Source organism: Paenibacillus sp. PastF-3 (assembly GCF_029893135.1).
GTDB classification, from domain to species: domain Bacteria; phylum Bacillota; class Bacilli; order Paenibacillales; family Paenibacillaceae; genus Paenibacillus_AQ; species Paenibacillus_AQ nitricinens.
Genome location: NZ_JARXWM010000006.1, coordinates 362,063 through 382,332 on the forward strand (window position 1 = coordinate 362,063; position 20,270 = coordinate 382,332).

At 45.4% G+C, this 20,270-nt stretch carries 18 protein-coding genes and 1 riboswitch; of the genes, 6 read left to right on the forward strand and 12 right to left on the reverse strand.

Annotation, left to right across the window (positions count from 1 at the left end; genetic code table 11):
* Window positions 1-31: 31 nt before the first annotated feature.
* The 9 genes from M2444_RS15020 to M2444_RS15060 form a co-directional block, all read right to left on the reverse strand.
* Window positions 32-1,171, reverse strand: coding sequence for a glycosyl hydrolase family 8 (locus M2444_RS15020; RefSeq protein ID WP_280787356.1), 1,140 nt, complete (start codon window positions 1,169-1,171; stop codon window positions 32-34).
* A 172-nt stretch (window positions 1,172-1,343) separates the two neighbouring features.
* A complete protein-coding gene (locus M2444_RS15025; RefSeq protein ID WP_280787357.1) occupies window positions 1,344-3,392 on the reverse strand; it encodes a catalase in 2,049 nt (682 codons plus the stop codon).
* 138 nt (window positions 3,393-3,530) lie between these two features.
* Window positions 3,531-4,544, reverse strand: coding sequence for a potassium channel family protein (locus tag M2444_RS15030; protein ID WP_280787358.1), 1,014 nt, complete (start codon window positions 4,542-4,544; stop codon window positions 3,531-3,533).
* 141 nt (window positions 4,545-4,685) lie between these two features.
* Window positions 4,686-5,078, reverse strand: a complete 393-nt coding sequence (locus M2444_RS15035; protein WP_042192771.1) for a DUF350 domain-containing protein — start codon at window positions 5,076-5,078, stop codon at window positions 4,686-4,688.
* Window positions 5,075-5,668: a hypothetical protein gene (locus M2444_RS15040; RefSeq protein WP_179283576.1), complete on the reverse strand. Its 594-nt coding sequence runs from the start codon at window positions 5,666-5,668 to the stop codon at window positions 5,075-5,077. Before M2444_RS15040 ends, M2444_RS15035 begins: the two co-directional genes overlap by 4 nt.
* Before the next feature lie 39 nt (window positions 5,669-5,707).
* Window positions 5,708-6,910 (reverse strand): glutathionylspermidine synthase family protein, encoded by a 1,203-nt coding sequence (locus M2444_RS15045; protein ID WP_280787359.1) that lies wholly within the window; start codon window positions 6,908-6,910, stop codon window positions 5,708-5,710.
* The gene (locus M2444_RS15050; protein ID WP_094868381.1) at window positions 6,907-7,593 is read right to left on the reverse strand and encodes a hypothetical protein; all 687 of its coding nucleotides are present in this window, start codon (window positions 7,591-7,593) and stop codon (window positions 6,907-6,909) included. The genes M2444_RS15045 and M2444_RS15050 overlap by 4 nt, the downstream gene beginning before the upstream one ends.
* Before the next feature lie 27 nt (window positions 7,594-7,620).
* On the reverse strand, window positions 7,621-7,836 hold the full coding sequence (locus tag M2444_RS15055) for a hypothetical protein (RefSeq protein ID WP_280787360.1): 216 nt from the start codon (window positions 7,834-7,836) through the stop codon (window positions 7,621-7,623).
* 67 nt (window positions 7,837-7,903) lie between these two features.
* Entirely contained in the window at window positions 7,904-9,259 is a 1,356-nt protein-coding gene (locus M2444_RS15060; protein WP_280787361.1) for an MFS transporter, read from the reverse strand.
* A 268-nt stretch (window positions 9,260-9,527) separates the two neighbouring features.
* On the opposite strand from M2444_RS15060, the gene M2444_RS15065 reads away from it, so the two are divergent.
* The 3 genes from M2444_RS15065 to M2444_RS15075 all read left to right on the forward strand — a co-directional run bounded on the left by M2444_RS15065 (window position 9,528) and on the right by M2444_RS15075 (window position 13,299).
* Window positions 9,528-10,694 (forward strand): sugar diacid recognition domain-containing protein, encoded by a 1,167-nt coding sequence (locus M2444_RS15065; protein WP_094868382.1) that lies wholly within the window; start codon window positions 9,528-9,530, stop codon window positions 10,692-10,694.
* 159 nt (window positions 10,695-10,853) lie between these two features.
* Entirely contained in the window at window positions 10,854-12,122 is a 1,269-nt protein-coding gene (locus tag M2444_RS15070; RefSeq protein WP_280787362.1) for a GntP family permease, read from the forward strand.
* 40 nt (window positions 12,123-12,162) lie between these two features.
* Window positions 12,163-13,299, forward strand: a complete 1,137-nt coding sequence (locus M2444_RS15075) for a glycerate kinase (RefSeq protein ID WP_280787363.1) — start codon at window positions 12,163-12,165, stop codon at window positions 13,297-13,299.
* A 172-nt stretch (window positions 13,300-13,471) separates the two neighbouring features.
* On the opposite strand, the gene M2444_RS15080 is transcribed toward M2444_RS15075, so the two are convergent.
* The 3 genes from M2444_RS15080 to M2444_RS15090 form a co-directional block, all read right to left on the reverse strand.
* A complete protein-coding gene (locus tag M2444_RS15080) occupies window positions 13,472-14,791 on the reverse strand; it encodes a nucleobase:cation symporter-2 family protein (protein WP_280787364.1) in 1,320 nt (439 codons plus the stop codon).
* Window positions 14,785-15,399, reverse strand: coding sequence for a xanthine phosphoribosyltransferase (locus M2444_RS15085; protein WP_280787365.1), 615 nt, complete (start codon window positions 15,397-15,399; stop codon window positions 14,785-14,787). Before M2444_RS15085 ends, M2444_RS15080 begins: the two co-directional genes overlap by 7 nt.
* A gap of 172 nt (window positions 15,400-15,571) precedes the next feature.
* Window positions 15,572-15,675, reverse strand: a riboswitch (purine riboswitch).
* Window positions 15,676-15,792: 117 nt separating this feature from the next.
* The gene (locus M2444_RS15090) at window positions 15,793-16,740 is read right to left on the reverse strand and encodes a sugar-binding transcriptional regulator (protein ID WP_094875389.1); all 948 of its coding nucleotides are present in this window, start codon (window positions 16,738-16,740) and stop codon (window positions 15,793-15,795) included.
* A 155-nt stretch (window positions 16,741-16,895) separates the two neighbouring features.
* On the opposite strand from M2444_RS15090, the gene M2444_RS15095 reads away from it, so the two are divergent.
* The 3 genes from M2444_RS15095 to M2444_RS15105 all read left to right on the forward strand — a co-directional run bounded on the left by M2444_RS15095 (window position 16,896) and on the right by M2444_RS15105 (window position 20,215).
* Window positions 16,896-17,864 (forward strand): Gfo/Idh/MocA family protein, encoded by a 969-nt coding sequence (locus M2444_RS15095; protein WP_280787366.1) that lies wholly within the window; start codon window positions 16,896-16,898, stop codon window positions 17,862-17,864.
* 241 nt (window positions 17,865-18,105) lie between these two features.
* Window positions 18,106-19,314: an MFS transporter gene (locus M2444_RS15100; protein WP_094868389.1), complete on the forward strand. Its 1,209-nt coding sequence runs from the start codon at window positions 18,106-18,108 to the stop codon at window positions 19,312-19,314.
* A gap of 58 nt (window positions 19,315-19,372) precedes the next feature.
* Window positions 19,373-20,215, forward strand: a complete 843-nt coding sequence (locus M2444_RS15105) for an aldo/keto reductase (RefSeq protein WP_280787367.1) — start codon at window positions 19,373-19,375, stop codon at window positions 20,213-20,215.
* The last annotated feature ends 55 nt before the right edge of the window (window positions 20,216-20,270 follow it).

Consider the following 20,270-nt stretch of genomic DNA (forward strand, 5'->3'; position numbering starts at 1 on the left):
GCAGGTTCACCTTCAATACATTAAGTTTAAGTTAATAGACATAGGCCAGTAATGCCATCAGGTTGTCAAAAGAATAAGCTTGGCCGCTAGCCACATCACCGAATCCTCCGTACAGTGGGCTATCCACATCTGTTACTCTGAACTCGTTCATTCTTTCAATGCTTTTGTGGTGGAGAGATTCATCGCCGATTTCTGCGCCGATCATAGCCGTAATGGCATAAATGGCTGTGGACCGGATATCGCTCAGTGGCTTACCTTCTCTCGAATATTGCCCATACAACGTTCCAGCTTCGACCTGCCTTTTGATAAAATCAATGCTGGTGGCTTTCTGCTGGCCCACCTCAGCTAAGGCTAGAATGGATAAAAGCGACTCTACTGTATTGATGTTTTCCGAACTATATTTTCCGGTCTCATAATTAAACCGTGTCTCATAAAAGGGGAATTCATCCGATAAATATCCGTTTTCCAATATTACGTTCATATCATTCGTCAGTTTCTTACTAAATTGGCTAGGAATCGACAATTTTCGCAAAGTGCCCAAATTAATATAACACAAAGTGACGAATGTGTTTGTTGAAGAATATTCCATATCGTAGAAATCATAAAGTTTTCCGTCTTTTACATTATAATCATAAAATCTTTGGCCATATTTATCCGCTTCAGCTGTATAGCGTTTATCGCCGAACTTCTCCCCTGCCTCATAAAGAGCTTGAATCATACGCAAATCATCAACGGCAGCATTCAAGGGGTATAGCTTCTGCTGTTTAGGACTATAACGGTAGCTGAAACCGCTCTTGATATCAAAGGTTTGCTTGGCTAGTTGCCATTGTTCTGCAAATCTCTCTTGTTGGCCGCTACGCACAGCTGCCAGCATCCGGAGAGATGCCGATTCACTCAGAACTTCGTATCCACTCGCCGCTTCCGCCGACTGATCTGTTTCAATATGATTAGTATATACACCGTGCTCACCTGTGAGTTTCGAGATAATAAATTGCTCTAAGTCAGTTACTTCCTGCGTCTGGGTTACCTTGGTATCATTTTCTGAATCTACTGGTGCTGGAGAATTAGTATGAGCACTATTGGACGGATTCGGTGCTGCCGTTTTTTCGCATGCCGTTAACCCTATAATGCCTGCAAATATCGCTAGTGCAGCAATGATTATTTTCCTCAAGTGATCACCTCCTTTTAATATTCTCCTATTCTGTTTACTGCCTAGTATTATCTATAACGGTAATATACAACAAAATGTTAAATCAACTGTAAGCGTTATGTATCTATTCTTGGACAAAAAAGAGATATCCTTACGCCTTTGGCGAACGGGATATCCCCTCTGTATCAGTTATTTATTCAATCATACGTTCCCAAAAACGATGGGCAGTAATTGCCGCGACAAGGCTGGCAGCAAACACCTCTCCGCCATCTCCAATGATTACACCCGGACTGCTTCTATGCTCGGCCGTTTCAAGTAGTTTAGCATTCTCAGTAGTCACTGCGATGGGCTTAAAGTGAGAATAGGCTTGGTTCAGGAATTGCGCCGTATCCTTATGGAATTTCTTACGTTCCGAATTTCCACCAGCTGCATAAATCGCATCAAAGAGGACCGAATCTGTCGTGGATAAGGTATGAATGACTTCAAGCTCTGTCCCCTTTGAGCCTTTAATAAATCCAAGCTTATCGCTAATTATTTCCGGCTGGATCCCGGCTCTCATAAGCGTATCCAGGACAGGCATCACCAAGACTTCATCAAATCCGTCGCCTATAATCACCCCTATTTTACGTGTGTTTGGGTGCTTCTTCGTATTTACCTGGCTTAGTGCCGGGGAGGCTTGAGTCACCTCGGAACCGCCTGTTATCGGAGGCTTCGCCCCAATAGCCTTTGCTACAGGCACAGCAAGCTCTAACGTAACGTTCCCAAGCATATCTACAACCTGCTGCCGGACTGACTTACTCTTTACCTTCCCGAGCTCGAATGAATAGGCTTCAATAATATGCGTTTTTTCTGGAGTACTCATGCTGTTCCAGAACAGCTTGGCTTGTGAAAAATGGTCTTCAAAGCTTTTGCTCCGGCTACGCACCTTACGACCTTCCACCTTCTCCTGATAATGTACATAACCACCTTCAGCCTCTGTTGCAGGTGCGGGCGTATTGTTAGCAAGCGAATTATTATGATAGCTCACTGAACCCTGATTAATCGTCTGCCGTCCATACCCGTCACGCTGGTTGTTATGGAAAGGACATACCGGTCTATTGATCGGCAACTCATGGAAGTTCGGGCCGCCAAGCCGAATTAGCTGAGTATCCGTATAAGAGAACAATCTGCCCTGAAGCAGCGGATCATTGGTGAAATCGATGCCTGGAACCACATGTCCAGGGTGGAAAGCTACCTGCTCCGTTTCGGCGAAAACATTATCCACGTTGCGGTTCAAGGTCATTTTCCCAACAATCTGTACAGGTACTTCTTCCTCTGGCCATAGCTTTGTAGGATCCAGCACGTCAAAATCAAACTTAAATTCATCTTCTTCACTTAGAAGCTGAATGCCCAGCTCATATTCCGGAAAGTTGCCGGCTTCAATCGATTCCCATAAATCACGGCGATGAAAGTCAGGGTCCACACCCGATATTTTCTGAGCTTCGTCCCACACCAAAGAGTGTACACCGAGCACCGGTTTCCAGTGGAATTTAACAAAGTGGGCTTTTCCTTGCTCATTAATCAACCTGAAAGTATGCACCCCAAACCCTTCCATCATTCTGAAGCTTCGTGGAATAGCACGGTCCGACATCAGCCACATTGCCATATGGGCCGATTCTTGGTTATTGGCTATGAAATCCCAAAAGGTATCGTGAGCCGATGCGGCCTGAGGCATTTCATTGTGCGGCTCAGGTTTAAGCGCATGTACTAAATCTGGGAACTTGATCGCATCCTGGATAAAAAAGACGGGCATATTATTTCCGACTAGATCGTAATTTCCCTCCCCAGTATAAAATTTGGTAGAGAATCCGCGGGCATCCCGCACCGTCTCGGCTGATCCCCGTGATCCGGCTACCGTCGAGAACCGGACAAACACCGGTGTCTTCACGGAGGGATCTTGAAGGAATTTCGCCTTCGTATATTCTTTCAGTGATTTATATAATTCAAACTCACCATGAGCAGCAAATCCACGTGCATGCACGATTCGCTCAGGGATTCGTTCATGATCGAAATGCGTCATTTTTTCCCGGAAATGAAAGTCTTCCAATAAGGTTGGGCCCCGATCACCCGCTTTTAAGGAGAACTCGTCCTCTGATACTTTTAAACCCTGGTTCGTTGTTAAGGTGTGACCTTCATCCTTACTGCGAAACTGTTCCAATTGCTCATTCTTGCTGTTTCCGTTCACTTTTTGATGTTCACTCATTAACAATGGCTCCTTCCAAAGGTAAAGTAGATATTATCATGTATCTCTTACCCTTAAGGAAAGATTGGCAAACAAAAAAAGACAGAATTCCGCGAAGCCTCAGCTCCCGAAAATCCGCCTATTCCATCTAATTCTGACCTAACCCTTAATCCTACGATACGTCGCTTCATCGGAAACAACATACAATCTAGCATCCTTAGGAATAGCCTGATCCAGCTTTCGATTGATACTTAGATCGCTACGATCCGCCAATAAGGTTGCACCTTGCAGAAGCAGGTTCTGAAACGCGTCCCCATAAGTCTTCCACGTAGTATTCACTGGAATCTCATAAATATCATCACCATATTTACGGCTCAGCAGCTGCGTTATCACCTCAGAGTTGCCCTCTTGCAGTGCAGAACGAACAGCCAGTCTGGAGATGGCATCATGCGAAAGAACGAACTCGTTTACCTGAACATGCCTGAAATTCTGTATATTCTTCTCTTGCATTATTTCTACAGTCGTATGTACTTGTGACGCAATGCGCTCAATGCTAGAGGCTATTAATAAAGATTTGCCGTCGATCAGCGATGCTTCATCAATCCTTGTATCCCCGAACACAATGGCTGCTCTTGCTTCATGGATGTTAGCCTTAAGCAGAATGTCATCACTGGAGGCATCACCACTTATAAAGTGGACTTGCTCCATATGCTCCAAGGGATGCGCGCCTACCTCATCAATGATAACAATATGGCATTTCGGCGAATAGCATAGAATCTCCTCTACGGCAGCTTGTGCTTTCTTACTCCAATTAATTAGAATCACATGACCCTTTCCCCGAAAGCTCAACGTTCCCGCTCCTCTCCTTCTCTGCACCTCCGCAATGGAGTCAATGACCTTACCAATAACCAAGCTGAGGAGACCGATACCAAAGATATATAGAAACATGGTAAACAGCTTTCCAACTACGGTCTCTGCAAAATAATCCCCATACCCTACAGTCGCCATCGTTGTCATGACCCAATAAAATGCATTAAACCAACTATGAAACGTACCCGGTTCGATCAGGTAAGCAATCGACGCACTAAGAATTATAAAGATCAGAATGATTAACCCTATCGTCCGTTTACGTAACCGCATCATCTTGGTGGAAATTCTCAGAAACAGATGCATCTGCCACCCCTTCTTCACATCAAGCTAACACGCCTTCGGCGTCCTTCAAGGACGTAAGCAAGCGTTTATGCGAGAAATATAGGCTGCCGCTCGACGGATGGATCGGGGCAACCTATATCATTATCCCTTTTCAAGTTGAAACTAAACAATCAAACTGCTAATCGCAAATGCAGTCCCAATAAATACCAAGCAAAGCATAGTGCCTACAGCCACATTCCCTTTCTCCAGATGCTCTGAAATCTTAAAGGTTGGGGTTGCCAATTCAAAGATCCAATAAGCCGCTATCAAGCACACATAACCTACCGCAAACCAAATGATCATGTGCAGAATGGAGGTATTCGTATACGCCGCTACACCAATAATAATGGCTGTTGCCAGAAACTTGCCGCCTAAAGCCAAAGCTACAGCCACATTGCCTTTCTTCAGCTCCTCCATATCTTTAAACGGAGTCATCAAACCAAAGATCACCATGCCTAACACTTGCAAAAGAATAATCACAAACACACTCACTACCAAATTAACCACCATCGTCACTTCGCCCACCCCCGAAATTTCGCATACGCCGAATCATAATCGGCAAAATCATGTACTTCCTCAAGGACTACGGAAGCGGTCTTCTTTTTCTCTAATGCAGTATAGCGTTCATCATCAATCGGCTGCTTAATCCGATTACCTGAAGGGAGCTCAAGCACCGCAAAGTTTCTTGTCTTATCCTTATACTTAGTCTTGTATACTCCTACAAGATCAACATCAGTGGTTACCGATACTTTAAGATTAGTAAGATCCTCTGCTGCCGTTTTTTCATCTGCATAAGACTTAATCGTGCTCCATGAAGACAGGCGAACTTCATTCTTCTGATCAGCATCCGTGATTAACTCGGCGTCCATGAACTGAAGTGTCCAAATTTTATCGCCAGTAGCATAATTCCCATCATTCGGGAGCAGTTCATTATCCGGCAAAACCGTCATGTCACTCCCAATTAAATCCCCTACGGTACTCTCTACCACCCGATAGTCCCACGGTACCCGTGCTACACTATCTGAGGTTCCAGCTGTTCCTGAATCAAATACACTGCCCTGATTACTGGAACATGCGCTTAGTAACAGTACCGTCAAAAGCATCATACATAAGACTCCGATTCGGGCTTTCTTGCTCTTATCCAATTATCTCACTCCCAACGCAATAAAATGACTGGCATTGCCTGTAATCAATCCGCCCGCTCGGCCGAGCAACCCACAAGGCTCCCCGTTAATCACGAACATGCCTGTCAGCAGATGAAATTCACCCTTTGAAGTCGTTATCCGTGCTAAATCGGCTCTTTTTTGATACACAGTGGGGAAGAGCTGACTACTGTCATAACCGTCTTCATCTTCAAGCTCTAGCGCACCGCTATCATCAAACATGCGCACCGAACCCCCTTCACGACCAAAAACAGATTTGGACACAAAGTTCCCTGAGAATACAGGCTTATTATAAGTAGGTAAAATATAGCGCGAGATCGTCTCCCGCTCTTCCTTGTCGAATAACAGGCCCAGCTCATACATTCCCCACACCGCTGCAACCAGCCCCTTGGATTGGAGCAATATACTGTGAGGACCATTAAAGAGCTGAAGATTTCCTTGCTCTACCGCATAGGCGAGGGCATCCCCGCCTTCATCAACAGCCATCCACTCTTTAGGATATAAAGCGAACATCCGCTCAATCACGCGGTCTTCCCCATCCTTGAGAATTCCATTATCGACCCATAAACCAAGGCAATCCACACACTGGATATCGAGACCACTGTGCTTCACTAATGCTTCGATCGTACCTGAATCTTCAAGATGAGACCCATAAGCGACACAAGCTGCGGTATCCGGACGTTCTACCTGCCAGGCTGCCGCAACCTGTTCCTTCATCCCTTGATTAGGACTCTGCATTCCAGCTTGCTCACAGATCCATGGTGTAGCTATCGAGGCTTCCACATAACCTGTTGGGGTATCCGCATTCAGTTCGAGCAGCTTAATCGTCCCATCATGGGCTATGGCAAAGTCGAATCTGGCATACCGACTAATGAATCCTTCTTCTGGCATCGGACAATCGTCAAGCATCTCCCAAAGTACAGGGGGAATCCCAAGCAGTTCATACAAATCGCGCTTTAGATGAACATAGCGAACCGCTTTATCGAGGATAGCCCAAAGTTTTGATGAGGCATCTTCAAGCTCCTTATAAGTGTCCCTTTGCATTAGAGCAATCGCATCCAACCAGTACTCTTCATCCTCAAGATCCGCCCAAGTGAACCCAAGCTCATACAACGCTTTGACCCGCGGACCTCTTTCAAGCTCAGACTGATCTAGAATTTCAAATACACTCTGCTGCTCACTCATCCGCCAAAACCACTCTTACTTGAGCCTGATCTCGAAGAGGACTTCGATCCTGAGCTGGATTTAGAGTTCTTCGAAGAGTTTAATCCGCTGGATGTGCCACCGATTCCATTCTTTGAAGAAGAACCTCTTCTCGTAATGGAGCCTGTGGAGGAAGTCGATGTTTTAGGCTTTACAACCGAACCGGGAACCTTCTTATTCTGGAACTTTTCACTGCTATAGGTAGGCGGCTTATAAGTTGTTCTCGTTCCACCATAATAAGTTGGACGGTCCTTAGACCACCCTCTGGAAGAGTAGTTGCCACCACTATTAAACAACATGTGATACAACAGCAAGTCATCCCATCCAAAACCTGAATGATATCCACCATAGTTATTCACTACCGTCGTTCCATTATTGGTTACAACACCTTGGCCTTCCTGTTCTACCTCTTGTGCACCTTCCGGATATGGAATATTCCAATCCACATTTTTGTCAAAATAGGCTTTAACCTCTTCGGTAGACCAGGACACTAGCTGTGGTTCATCTCCAGAAGTATTTGCGCTAGCCCCTGCGCCGCCAGGAATAAACATAGCATTCGCTAACAAAGCTATGCCTAGCGAAGTAGATAATACTCGAATGGGCTTACCCTCAGAGGTGAATAGTTTGGATACCGCTAATTCCTTATCCTTTTCATCTTTAGACATCGTAAGGTTCTCCTTCCCTTATCTCAATCATTCGTTGTGCATCGGAACAAGTAAAAGCTCCAGCTTACCTTCATCTACATTCAGCCGTCCTTCAACCGTTTCATATTCAACACTGTCAACCACAATATAATTGACATGCTCTAGTGCTGCAATCATATTCATGCTCCACGTGCGTTCCTCAATGACTCGCAGCCCGCCTTCCGGCATTTTTTCAAATAAGATTACATTCATCCCATTGTCCATTATTACCATTCCTTCCTTAGTTCTGCTATAGCATCTGATACGTCTTTATTACCTTTTCGTTTCAGTTCTAGGCGTGCGTAGACTGCCCAACCTTACTCTTGGCGTTAGAACGTCTATATAAAAGAAGAATTCCTAACGAGCACAAGCTAACGAGGAGCAACACGCCGTATACATGCTGATATGCTTTTGCAGGGGAGATATCACGCTGAGCATGCAGTAAAAGCCCGCAGACTGCAACAGATACAGAGCCTCCGAAGAATTGAACCAGTTGTAAAAGCCCCATGCCAGAACCAATCCAAGTCCTTGGAAGAACGATAGAAGCTTCATTATTTAAGGATGCCATCGTAGCTGAGAAGGCGGGAGAGAAGCATAGATAACCTAGCAGTAGTACTTTAGGTGATACAGAAAGATTCATAGCAAACACAGCCATAACGACTGCAAGTATACAATGTCCAATCAATAAGAAGCGGATATTACCGTAACGATCAATAAAACGTCCCACATACCGGGTCAGAAATGCAGATAATAGCGCTCCCGGTGCGATATACAAACCAATCATCAGCGCTGATTTACCGAACAGATTAGCGAGCGCAAGCGGCATCAGGAACAAGTTCCCCAGGTTCAGCACCAGAATACAAAAGCCTACGGCAACCAGTTTCAAGTAACCTGGCATGGCAAGCAGCTGCGGATTAATGAATGATTCCTTGGCCTTCTTCAGATGTACGGCATGCACGATAATAGACGCTACACCCACCACTAGCCATACAAGCGACTGGGTAGTTACAGCTACCAGTAAACTTGCCGCATTTACAACGGTCAGCGCCGCTCCTAGGATATCAAAGCTTGCAGGCTGTGGCTTTTCCTTAGGCAATAACCGCAGCAGCACCGGCAGCACGATAAGCACTAGGCAAGTAATTCCGAACAATCCATTCCAGCCAAAGTACTGGCTGATCACGCCTCCGACAATAGGACCTAAACCAAAGGCCATTGCACTACCCGCCGAGATCATCGCAATAGCAGCGCCGCGTCTTTCAATCGGAACATAGCGGCTGGCCAGTACAAGCCCCAATCCTGCCATAGATCCGGCGCCTGCAGATTGCACGATTCTCGTAATTAATAGCATATTAAAGTCATGTGCGAACAATCCAAACACGGATGCCGTCCCAAGCGTAATTAAACCAATGGTCAAGAGCTTGCGAACCGGCACCAAGTCGGATAACCGGCTATAAATCACCGTCGACAACGCATATCCAATCGAATAGCTGGAAATGACCCATGAGCCTAGGTCAGCAGAAATTTGGAGATCCTGAATAATAGATGGAAGCGATACATTAAACATCGTTGTGTTCATCACTACAATAAAGAGGCACATCGTCCATAATGGCATGACAATTTTATCATTCATTACTACTTTCTCATTCATTCCTACTCCATCCCTGTCCTAATTTATCTATACCTGCTCAACTAATTTTATGCCTATAAAAAGAGGTTGGCAATTAGAATAGGGGTTTATTTCCGCCACATCATTCCACATACCAGTTCGATTATGATCTCCATTCTCCGCAATATATACTAGTAGTGTTTCAATCAAGCTCATCTTGTGCTAATGATAAGATCTTAAAGGTATATTATATCGCGCATGAAATTAACAAGGACTCGCATAGAGACTTTCTAAATAGGGGGTAGTAGCCATGAGGGGCTTGACCAAAGAAATCGCGATGGAAATTGTTCGACGTACGATGCATGTGATTGGGTACAACGTCAATGTTATGGACAAGCGAGGACGAATTATTGGATCTGGAGATGGTAAGCGATTAGGGCAATCACATGAGGGAGCATTACTCGCGATCGAGCGTCGTGGCAGATTCGAGATTGATCAGGAGAGCGCTGCTAGATTGCAGGGGGTATTGCCTGGAACGAACCTGGTTATTGAGTTTGAGAATGAGATTGTTGGTGTTATCGGGATTACAGGGGACCCCAAAGAAGTGACGAAGTATGGTGAATTGGTGAAGATGACGGCAGAAATGTATCTTGAGCATATGAAGCTGTTAGAGCAGGCACAATGGGACAAACGAATGAAGGAGAATTTCCTGCTCGCGGTGATGAATGGCGCTGAGGCGAACGTGCAGAACTTGCGACATCAAGCACAGCAGATTGATTTTCAAGTGGATAAGCCACATATCGCATGCATCATTGAATTCATTGATCGTAATGAAGAGGAGCTCATGGTGACAATGAAGCGGGTAGCTGATGTATTGGAAGGACGCCCGGCTGTTCAATTGATTACCATTCGTAATGCCAGACAAGTTATTCTGATCAAGGACCATCTCCACGAGCGGAAGCCACATACAGATATATGTGAAGGCATTCACCAGATAAGACGTTGGTTAGATGTAAAGGAGATTTCTCCACTACGTATCGCTGTAGGCAAACCTTTTACAGGGATTCAAGGGATGATGAAGTCCATTCAATCCGCAGAAGATACGATGCGTGCAGGCTATGCAATATATCCGGATGAGCCGGTTTATTATGCAACGGATCTGCAACTGGAGACGATGGCCGTTCCAAGTGTGCAGAATTGGATGTCGGAGGAGCTGCTGCAGCTATGGGCGCATTTTATGGAGGAGGATCGTAGTGGCGAGCTTCAGCAGACATTAGTTCTATTTTACCTCGAAAATGGAGAGCAACAGCATATAGCTGAACGACTGCGTATTCATCGGAATACCTTACGTTACCGACTCCAGCGTATAACCGAGCTCACAGGGAAAGATCCAAGAAATTATCAGGAGCTATTCCTACTCATGAGTGCGCGTTGGTTATATTTGTTGGATCATTCTGGTATGTCCCGTGATGAATAGGAGGCAATATGTTCATTTGCACAAAAAAAGACATTAACCATTGCGAAATGTTTATTTGTCCGCCTAATGAAACGCTTACAAAATATCGCTAAAGTATAGGTATGAGCTCAAACCACATATCTACCTATACATTCTGTGTAAAACTGGGAGGAATTACTCATGACAGTGAGTGTAAGCGTTTTAGGTGCTTTAGCTGCATTGGTTGTGGCAATCGTTCTAATATTGAAAAAAGTACCGCCAGCCTACGGCATGATGATTGGTGCGCTAGTAGGTGGTTTAATCGGCGGTGTGAGTATGGTGGATACCATTACGCTGATGATGGATGGTGCCAAAGGGATGATTCCTGCTGTGCTTCGTATCTTGGCAGCAGGTGTGTTAGCAGGTGTATTGATTGAATCAGGCGCGGCGAAAAAGATTGCAGAGACGCTGGTTCAGAAAGCCGGTGAGACACGAGCATTACTCGCATTAGCCTTAGCAACAATGGTTCTTACAGCGGTCGGCGTATTCGTGGATGTAGCTGTTATTACTGTAGCGCCCATTGCATTAGCTATTGCACAACGTGCAAATCTTTCGAAATTGGCAATCCTGATCGCTATGATTGGTGGCGGGAAGGCCGGTAACATCATGTCACCAAACCCGAATGCAATTGCAGCATCAGATGCATTTCACATTCCGTTAACTTCGTTGATGGCAGCAGGTATAATCCCAGCCGTGTTTGGAATTATCGTAACCTACTTCATCGCAAAACGTTTAAACAATAAAGGTAGTAAAGTAGAAGCTTCTGAGGTCACGGATAATCTGAATGACCAGCTTCCAAGCTTCTTCACAGCTATTCTAGCTCCACTTGTAGCCATTATCTTGTTATCCCTTCGTCCAATTGCAGGCATCGTAGTCGATCCAGTTATTGCACTTCCAGTTGGAGGTATCGTAGGTGCTATTGCAATGGGAAGAATTAAGAAGTTAAATGAGTTCGCTGTATTTGGTCTTGGTAAAATGACTGGTGTAGCCGTTATGTTAATCGGGACAGGGACACTAGCTGGTATTATTGCAAATTCGCAATTGAAGGATGTTATTATCGATGGCCTTACGGCATCAGGCTTACCGGCATACTTGCTTGCTCCAATCAGTGGTGCGTTGATGTCTCTTGCAACAGCATCGACAACAGCAGGTACAGCCGTAGCAAGCTCTGTGTTCGGCTCCACGATTATGGGACTTGGCGTAGCTTCATTAGGAGCGGGGGCAATGATTCACTCTGGTGCGACGGTATTCGACCACATGCCTCACGGTAGCTTCTTCCACGCAACAGGGGGTAGTGTGAACATGCAGATGAAAGAACGCCTCAAATTGATTCCTTATGAAACTGCAGTTGGTCTAACACTAGCCATCGTATCGACCTTAGTATTCGGAGTATTCCAATGGTTCGTATAACACTTTTGAAGCATGAACAACATAAAAGGAAGTGGAGAGCATGAAGTTTGTATTGGCGCCAGATTCATTTAAAGAAAGTATGACAGCAATGGAAGCCTGTGAGGCCATAGAACGAGGACTCCGCTCCTCTTTTCCGGATGCAGAATATATTAAGGTTCCGATGGCGGATGGCGGCGAAGGTACGGTTCAATCGCTCGTCGATGCGACAGGCGGACGAATTATACAATGTAACGTAACAGGGCCGCTTGGTCACCCTGTGAATGCATTTTATGGCATTATGGGAGATGGAAAAACCGCGATTATCGAAATGGCAGCTGCTTCTGGACTTGAACTTGTAGCGAAGGAAGATCGTAATCCGTTGATCACCACAACAAAGGGTACCGGGGAGCTCATCGTTCATGCGCTGAATGCAGGTGTACGTTCCATTATTATGGGTCTCGGTGGCAGTGCGACGAATGATGGTGGTGTAGGCATGGCACAAGCACTTGGATTCCGCTTCTTGCGAGAAGATGGAACGGAGATTGGATATGGTGGAGGGTCGCTGAGTGAAGTTACTCGTATTGATAGTGCTCATATAGATCCGAGGCTTCAAGGTCTCCAGGTAGTAGCTGCATGTGATGTGGACAATCCGTTAACTGGGGAGCGTGGAGCATCCGCCATCTTCGGCCCGCAAAAGGGGGCAACACCTGAGATGGTGAAGCAATTGGATGCAAATCTTGCACATTTCGCAAACATCATTGCACGCGATCTCGGTAAAGAAGTGAACGATACAGCAGGTGCCGGTGCAGCAGGTGGACTAGGTGCTGGCGTGATGGCCTTCCTAGGAGCCCAGTTGAAGCGAGGCGTAAACATCGTCGTCGATGCCATGAATCTTGCGGATAAAGTGAAAGATGCGGATTATGTCATCACAGGTGAAGGTGGGATGGATAGCCAAACCGTCTATGGCAAAACACCGATTGGTGTTGCCAAGGTAGCACAAGCCGCTGGTGTACCTGTTATTGCCTTAGCGGGTTCTCTAGGTACTGGCGTAGAAGCTGTGTACGAGCATGGTATTGATATGTTCTTCTCCATCGTTCCAGGGGTTTGTACGCTTGATAAAGCGCTCACCGATGCTTCCTTCAACATGGAGCGCACCGCGCGTAATATAGGGATATTAATCAAACATAGTAACCGTTAATCGTTTCTGGAGAAAATATAAGGATTTTTTTAAGCGTGGAATAATATATTATTATATTTAAAAAAAGATCTGACCCGTGCATGAAGCCGGGTCAGATCTTTTATTTCGTTTTTGCAGGTAGTCTAGGTTTGTACTTCACCTAGTCTGAGCCTTTTCATCAATCCAATAAAGTTTAGGAGACTTGAGACTCCTTAGTAAGAACGGGTACGGTGTTATCCTTTACCTGCACATCATCCTTTGTCTTCGAGAGGAAGATGTTCAGCACAATCGCTGTAAGCGAACCAGAAACGATACCGTTTTGCAGAAGCATCCGAGCGAATTCAGGCAGCTCTGCGAACATTGCTGGAAGTGTCGCTGAGCCTAAGCCAACAGCAATACTGCAAGCCGCAATCAGTAGATTACCGTCCTTACGCAAATCCACATCAGATAGAATGGATATTCCGGAAACGGCCACCGAACCGAACATGACAATCATAGCTCCACCAAGTACGGCATTCGGTACAATCGTCGTCAAGGCAGCCAGCTTAGGCAATAGTCCTAGTACAATCATGATCCCGCCAGCGGCAAAAATAACATTACGAGTCTTAATGCGAGACAGCGAAATCAAGCCTACATTTTGAGAAAAAGCAGTGTATGGGAAGGCATTGAAGATTCCGCCCAGCATAATAGCTACACCTTCGGAACGTAGTCCGTTCACGATCTGCTTCTGTTCAACCTTCTGATCAATTACTTTACCTACGGCAAAATAAACCCCAGTAGACTCCACCATACTAACAATATTAACGATGATCATGGTGAAGATTGCAGTAAGACTGAACTCAGGCCATCCGAAGTAGAACGGCTGTGCGATGCTCACCCAAGAAGCTTCACCTACTGTAGAAAAGTTAACGATGCCCATTCCATAAGCAATCGCAGTACCCACCACTAAACCTACCAGAACAGATATGGAGCGTAGAAATCCTGTTGCGAAACGGTTAACTGCTAGAATGACAAGCAGTGTAATTAGGGCAAGCAGCAAATTGCGCGGTTGTCCAAAATCAGCGCTGCCTTCTCCGCCAGCAACGTTATTCATGGCTACTGGAATAAGAGATAGGCCGATAATAGTCACGACAGAACCTGTTACAATGGTTGGGAAGAACTTCAGCAGCTTCCCATAAAGCGGAGCCGCAAGTACAACGAACAGACCGGAAATAATGATCGCACCGTACGCAGTCGCCAGATTATGTGTCGAGGCAATCGCGATAATCGGACCAACCGCTGTAAAGGTACATCCAAGAATAACCGGAAGCCTGCTACCAAAATACTTGGTGCCCATAATTTGCAGTAGGGTAGCCAATCCGCAAGTGAACAAATCGGCTGCGATAAGGTAGGCCATCTGAGTCCCATTCAGCTTCAAGGCGCCCCCAACAATCAGCGGTACGATAACTGCTCCGGCATACATGGCTAGTACATGCTGAAGGCCTAACGTAAATACCTTTTGCTTGCTTAACATCCCGCACTCTCCTTGATTTTCTCTAATGAGCTTTCATTATCAATGAAGTGAATTTCACCTGGTGACATAGATGCAATACGGGCCAAGGCATGGACTTCTATGCCTCTGTTCTCCAGAAGGCTCCGACCTTCTTGGAAGCTCTTTTCAATCACACAACCGACACCAAGGAGCTCTGCTCCAGCCTCTTTCACGATATCAACCAGTCCTACAAGTGCAGCACCAGTAGCGAGGAAATCATCCACAATAAGCACTTTGTCATCCGGTCCAAGATATTTCTGAGAGACGCTGACCAGATAGTCCTCTTGGCGTGTAAAGGAATGTACAGGCGCTGAATAGACCGCCTCCGCGAGGGTGACTGCTTTCTTTTTCTTCGCATAAATAAACGGTACATCTAATGCAATCGCAGTAGCCATGGCGAACTGAATTCCACTAGCTTCAATAGTAATTACTTTTGTGATCGGTTGATGACCGAACAATTTTTTGAACTCTTGACCGATTTGCAGCGCAAGCTCCGTATCGACCTGATGATTCAGAAATGAATCTACCTTTAGTACCGTATCTGATAAAATAAGACCCTCTTGTCTAATGCGCTCTTGAAGTACTTTCATCGTGAACTGATCTCTCCTTCTTCATTAAAAAAACAAAAAAAGGACAAATCCCTTGAGTCGTTTCTCTCAAGTGAATCTGTCCTTCTGGGCTTTTGTCCCTTAGTGGTGTAACACTGCATAGTGTCCGCATCGCTCGGTCCAGACCTTTCCTCCAAAGAAGAAAGCGGAACCCTAGATGCGCTATTTCACTCATAGTCGGATAATTACGATGGTTATCCGGTAGAAACTTATGGGCCATATTCCCAAGATTATATGAGTTTGTTGTTAATGTTCGATATGAATACCTTGTATATCTTACACGCTCTGTCGGGTGCTTACAAGCAAAATTTTCAGTATTCCGCATACCATTTTCAGGTTATTTCACGAAATTCAATGGTTTACATTTAGTAGTGGTTACTCCAAGATCTTCTGCGCCGTCTCTTCAGTTGTTACGAGTACATTCATATACCCGCCATTCAGCGCGCCCAAGATCCCCGAGACTTTCTCTAGCGATTCCGCTACACCAATAGCGTACCTCGCCCGCTTAATCTGCTCCAGCTCTATGGTCAGCGTTCGATCCGATATTGCTGTACGCACAGGCAATCCATTGCCATCATAGAAACGTGAGCAAATATCACCTGCTACTCTCCCGCTCTCCAGCTCATCAATCACAGCATCGCCATAAAATCCACGCCAAGCCTCTTCACCTTTAATTTCCGGTGATCCAATGCCGAATACAGCGATGTCCAGCTGATCCCATGCCTTGGCAATGGTCTGGTAATACTGCGAACGCATCAACTGATCCCGGGTCTCCTTTTGCTCCGTGATAGCTGGGACGTCAATCATTAATGAGCGTGCACCCCACTTTAAAGCTGCTTGATAGCAGATATTATTTACATGGTATCCGCTCTCCATCTTTCCAGATGGACCGCCCACCGTAGGTACACAGGTTACAAAAGGTCTCTGTGCGAGGGTCAGATTCTCTACAACCGCAGCTAAGCTGCTTCCCCAAGAGAAGCCTATCATATCTTTTGGTTGAAGCACTTTCTCCAGCCATTTTGCACAAGCCCGTCCAATAGCTTTGCGTTTGATCACCCCGGATTGGGCTGGATCTACCTCTACAACAATGGCTTCCTTCAGCCCGAATCGTTCTTTCAGTTCCTGCTCCAGTGTACAATGATCGCCGATATCATAATTGATGGTGATCGTAACGATACCTTCTTCACGGACTCTCTTCAGCATCCTACTAATGGTAGTGCGATATATGCCAAGTTTATTCGAAATTTCACTTTGCGTTAAATTCTGCTCATAATACATTTGTGCAATCTTAATGAGCAGCTTCTTGTCCTCTTTTCGATCCATGATAGTACTCCCCGCTTTCTACAAGGATTTGACGGATTCAGAACCCCTCGTTATACTGTAGACGATTATTTTTGCACACTTTTTATTATATTGCACAAATGTGCTATATATATCAATTTTTTAATCAAACAATCAAAACAGGAGAGGTGCTATCCATGAACAATCTGAAATGGGCCATCATCGGCCCGGGAAGTATCGCTACTGAATTTGCGGCTGCTCTAAATGACATCGGCGGAACTTTATATGCGGTAGGATCACGGACCTTAGAGAAAGCCCAGGCGTTCGCCAGCCAATATGGAGCGGAGAAGGCTTATGGCAATTACAACGAAATGCTGCAAGATCCAGAAATTGATGTCGTCTACATCTCTACACCACATAGCAACCACTACGAATACATCATAGAAAGCTTGCAGAATAACAAACATGTCCTCTGTGAAAAAGCGATCACCGTAAATAGCAAACAACTGCAGGAAATCGTCGAGCTCGCTAAACAAAAAAGCTTAGTCGTCGCAGAAGCTATGACCATCTACCATATGCCCCTGTACAAAAAGCTAAGACAAATCGTTGACGAAGGTAAGATCGGACGCCTCAAAATGGTGCAGGTCTCCTTCGGCAGCCATAAAGAATATGATGTGAACAACCGTTTCTTCAGCAAAGATCTAGCGGGGGGAGCACTGCTGGATATTGGGACGTATGCCTTATCCTTCACAAGATTCTTTCTGTCCAAACAGCCACATGAGATTCTTACGACGGTGAAACGTTTCGAGACAGGTGTCGATGAACAATCCGGAATCATTCTGAACAACGATGCGGATGAAATGGCAGTCATCTCCCTTACGATGCGCTCCAAAATGCCTAAACGGGGCATCGTTGCTGGAGAACTTGGCTTTATTACCGTAGACAATTTTCCGCGGGCCTCTACAGCTACAATTCATTATTTAGATGGCACCCTAGAAACGATCCAAGCCGGCGATACATCCAAAGCGCTGCAATACGAAATCGAGGATATGCAGCGCTATATCGCGGCAAACAGCAACCAAGAAACCCTCAATCTCTCCTTAGATGTCATGGACATTATGAGTAATGTTAGAGAACAATGGGGAATCAAATACAGCTTCGAATAACATCCTGAACAACACAATAGATCAATCATCAAAGCGTTAGCATTCCCTTCAGCTGAAGGGGGCCTAACGCTTTTTTTTAGCGGATAATTTCCCAGGAATGGATGACAATATCCTTAGGTGATTTCTTATAGGTACTTTTTAGTACCTATAGCACTTTAAAGTACGTACTATACTTAAATGACTCATGCCTTCATAATTGCACTTACCGGCCGGTGATTATCAGAGTGTAGGAGTGAGAGACATGTTGTTAAACCAAAAAAGAAGTACCCTGGCACTCCTGGCTTTAGCCATTAGCGCCTTTGCGATCGGAACCACCGAGTTTATCAGTGTAGGGCTGCTGCCTTTAATCGCTGATGACCTGAATATACCGCTGACCACAGCTGGATTAACTGTTACTTTGTACGCTTTAGGGGTAACTTTTGGCGCCCCAATCTTAACGTCGCTGACCACCGCGGTATCGCGCAAAACATTATTGCTTATCATTATGATTGTATTTATTATCGGCAATAGCCTTGCCGCGGCTGCCGACAGTATTACAATTCTGCTAATAGCTAGAGTAATATCTGCCCTTTCGCATGGTCTGTTCATGTCGATTGCTTCGACCACTGCCGCCGACCTCGTGCCTGAGAATCGTAAAGCCAGTGCTATTGCGATCATGTTCACAGGACTTACCGTAGCTACTGTTACTGGTGTGCCACTGGGTACCTTTCTAGGGCAACAGTTAGGCTGGAGGGCTGCATTCATTGCCATTATTGCCATCGGTCTTATAGCGCTCATTGGCAACCTGTTCTTGGTCCCTGCCACAGGACTGCGCAAAGGAACCCGAACACCGCTTCGTGAACAAGTCAAACTCGTGACGAACGGACGGTTACTACTCGCCTTCGCAATCACTGCTTTAGGGTATGGAGGTACCTTTGTAGTCTTTACTTATTTATCTCCACTTCTTAATGAAATCAGCGGTTTCAAAGAGAGTACCGTTGCCATCATTCTTCTTGTCTATGGTATAGCGATCGCCATCGGCAACGTCATTGGAGGCAAATTAGCTAACCGTAACCCTATGAATGCCTTGTTCTACATGTTTGCTATACAAGCTGTTGTACTGTTCGTCTTAACCTTTACCGCTCCCTTTAAAGTGGCTGCACTACTTACGATTTTCTTTATGGGTCTGTTAGCCTTCATGAACGTACCTGGGCTACAAGTACACGTAGTTACACTTGCAGATCGATATGTACCGAGTGCGCGAGATGTAGCATCTGCGCTGAATATTGCTGCTTTTAACGCCGGTATTGCCATTGGGGCCTATCTTGGCGGTATCGTCACGGATCATATGGGACTGATTCATACCACCTGGGTGGGTGCTATAATGGTTCTATCCGCTGTATTCCTAACCGCTTGGAGTCGTGCGCTGGAGAAGAAAGATGAGACTCTTCTCCAGTCGGAGGCTGCTTAATCAACCTTGCATTAACATACCAATCAAACTTTTAAATATCTCAGGAGGTAATTTTATTATGGCTCAACATCTACAGGACACAACTACATTACACAACGGGGTAAATATGCCTTGGCTAGGACTCGGCGTATTTAAAGTTGAAGAAGGCTCTGAGCTGATCCAAGCAGTCAAATCTGCTATTGCACATGGCTACCGCAGCATCGACACAGCAGCGATTTACGACAATGAGACTGGCGTCGGTCAAGCAATCAAAGAAGCTTTGCAGGACAACAACCTGTCCAGAGAAGAGCTCTTCGTAACTTCAAAGGTCTGGACTGCAGATATGGGCTACGAAGAAACCATTGCCGCCTACGAGACTAGCCTAGCTAAGCTTGGACTTGAATACCTTGATCTATATCTTATCCACTGGCCTGTAAAAGGAAAATATAAAGAGACATGGAGAGCACTTGAAACCTTGTATAAAGAGGGACGCGTAAAAGCGATTGGGGTCAGCAATTTCCAGATCCATCATCTTGAAGAGGTGATGAAGGATGCGGAAATTAAGCCGATGGTAAACCAAGTGGAGCTCCACCCTTATTTGAGTCAGCAAGCACTCCTTAGCTTCTGCCAGGAACAAGGAATTCAATTGGAGGCTTGGTCTCCATTAATGCAAGGGCAATTGTTGGATCAGCCTGTACTGAAACAAATAGCAGCTAAACACAGTAAATCCGTAGCTCAAGTGATTATCCGTTGGGACCTGCAGCGTGGAATTATTACCATTCCAAAGTCTACTAAAGAGCACCGGATCATCGAAAACGTAGATGTGTTTGATTTTCTGTTAACAGAAGAGGATATGAATCTAATCAACGCTCTGAACCAAGATCAACGGGTAGGTCCAGACCCTGATAACTTCGACTTCTAAGAGATCAACCACTAGGTTAAGTAACAGTAAGAAAGACCCTATCTTTCATTTCTGA

What these genes read in the sequence shown, in the direction of transcription:
- M2444_RS15080 (WP_280787364.1), bottom strand. Translation starts at nt 14,791, where the DNA reads ATGTTAAGCAAGCAAAAGGTATTTACGTTAGGCCTTCAGCATGTACTA.
- M2444_RS15075 (WP_280787363.1), top strand. Translation starts at nt 12,163, where the DNA reads ATGAAGTTTGTATTGGCGCCAGATTCATTTAAAGAAAGTATGACAGCA.
- M2444_RS15055 (WP_280787360.1), bottom strand. Translation starts at nt 7,836, where the DNA reads ATGGACAATGGGATGAATGTAATCTTATTTGAAAAAATGCCGGAAGGC.
- M2444_RS15090 (WP_094875389.1), bottom strand. Translation starts at nt 16,740, where the DNA reads ATGGATCGAAAAGAGGACAAGAAGCTGCTCATTAAGATTGCACAAATG.
- M2444_RS15040 (WP_179283576.1), bottom strand. Translation starts at nt 5,668, where the DNA reads ATGATGCTTTTGACGGTACTGTTACTAAGCGCATGTTCCAGTAATCAG.
- M2444_RS15025 (WP_280787357.1), bottom strand. Translation starts at nt 3,392, where the DNA reads ATGAGTGAACATCAAAAAGTGAACGGAAACAGCAAGAATGAGCAATTG.
- M2444_RS15060 (WP_280787361.1), bottom strand. Translation starts at nt 9,259, where the DNA reads ATGAATGAGAAAGTAGTAATGAATGATAAAATTGTCATGCCATTATGG.
- M2444_RS15065 (WP_094868382.1), top strand. Translation starts at nt 9,528, where the DNA reads ATGAGGGGCTTGACCAAAGAAATCGCGATGGAAATTGTTCGACGTACG.
- M2444_RS15050 (WP_094868381.1), bottom strand. Translation starts at nt 7,593, where the DNA reads ATGTCTAAAGATGAAAAGGATAAGGAATTAGCGGTATCCAAACTATTC.
- M2444_RS15045 (WP_280787359.1), bottom strand. Translation starts at nt 6,910, where the DNA reads ATGAGTGAGCAGCAGAGTGTATTTGAAATTCTAGATCAGTCTGAGCTT.
- M2444_RS15095 (WP_280787366.1), top strand. Translation starts at nt 16,896, where the DNA reads ATGAACAATCTGAAATGGGCCATCATCGGCCCGGGAAGTATCGCTACT.
- M2444_RS15070 (WP_280787362.1), top strand. Translation starts at nt 10,854, where the DNA reads ATGACAGTGAGTGTAAGCGTTTTAGGTGCTTTAGCTGCATTGGTTGTG.
- M2444_RS15030 (WP_280787358.1), bottom strand. Translation starts at nt 4,544, where the DNA reads ATGCATCTGTTTCTGAGAATTTCCACCAAGATGATGCGGTTACGTAAA.
- M2444_RS15100 (WP_094868389.1), top strand. Translation starts at nt 18,106, where the DNA reads ATGTTGTTAAACCAAAAAAGAAGTACCCTGGCACTCCTGGCTTTAGCC.
- M2444_RS15105 (WP_280787367.1), top strand. Translation starts at nt 19,373, where the DNA reads ATGGCTCAACATCTACAGGACACAACTACATTACACAACGGGGTAAAT.
- M2444_RS15085 (WP_280787365.1), bottom strand. Translation starts at nt 15,399, where the DNA reads ATGAAAGTACTTCAAGAGCGCATTAGACAAGAGGGTCTTATTTTATCA.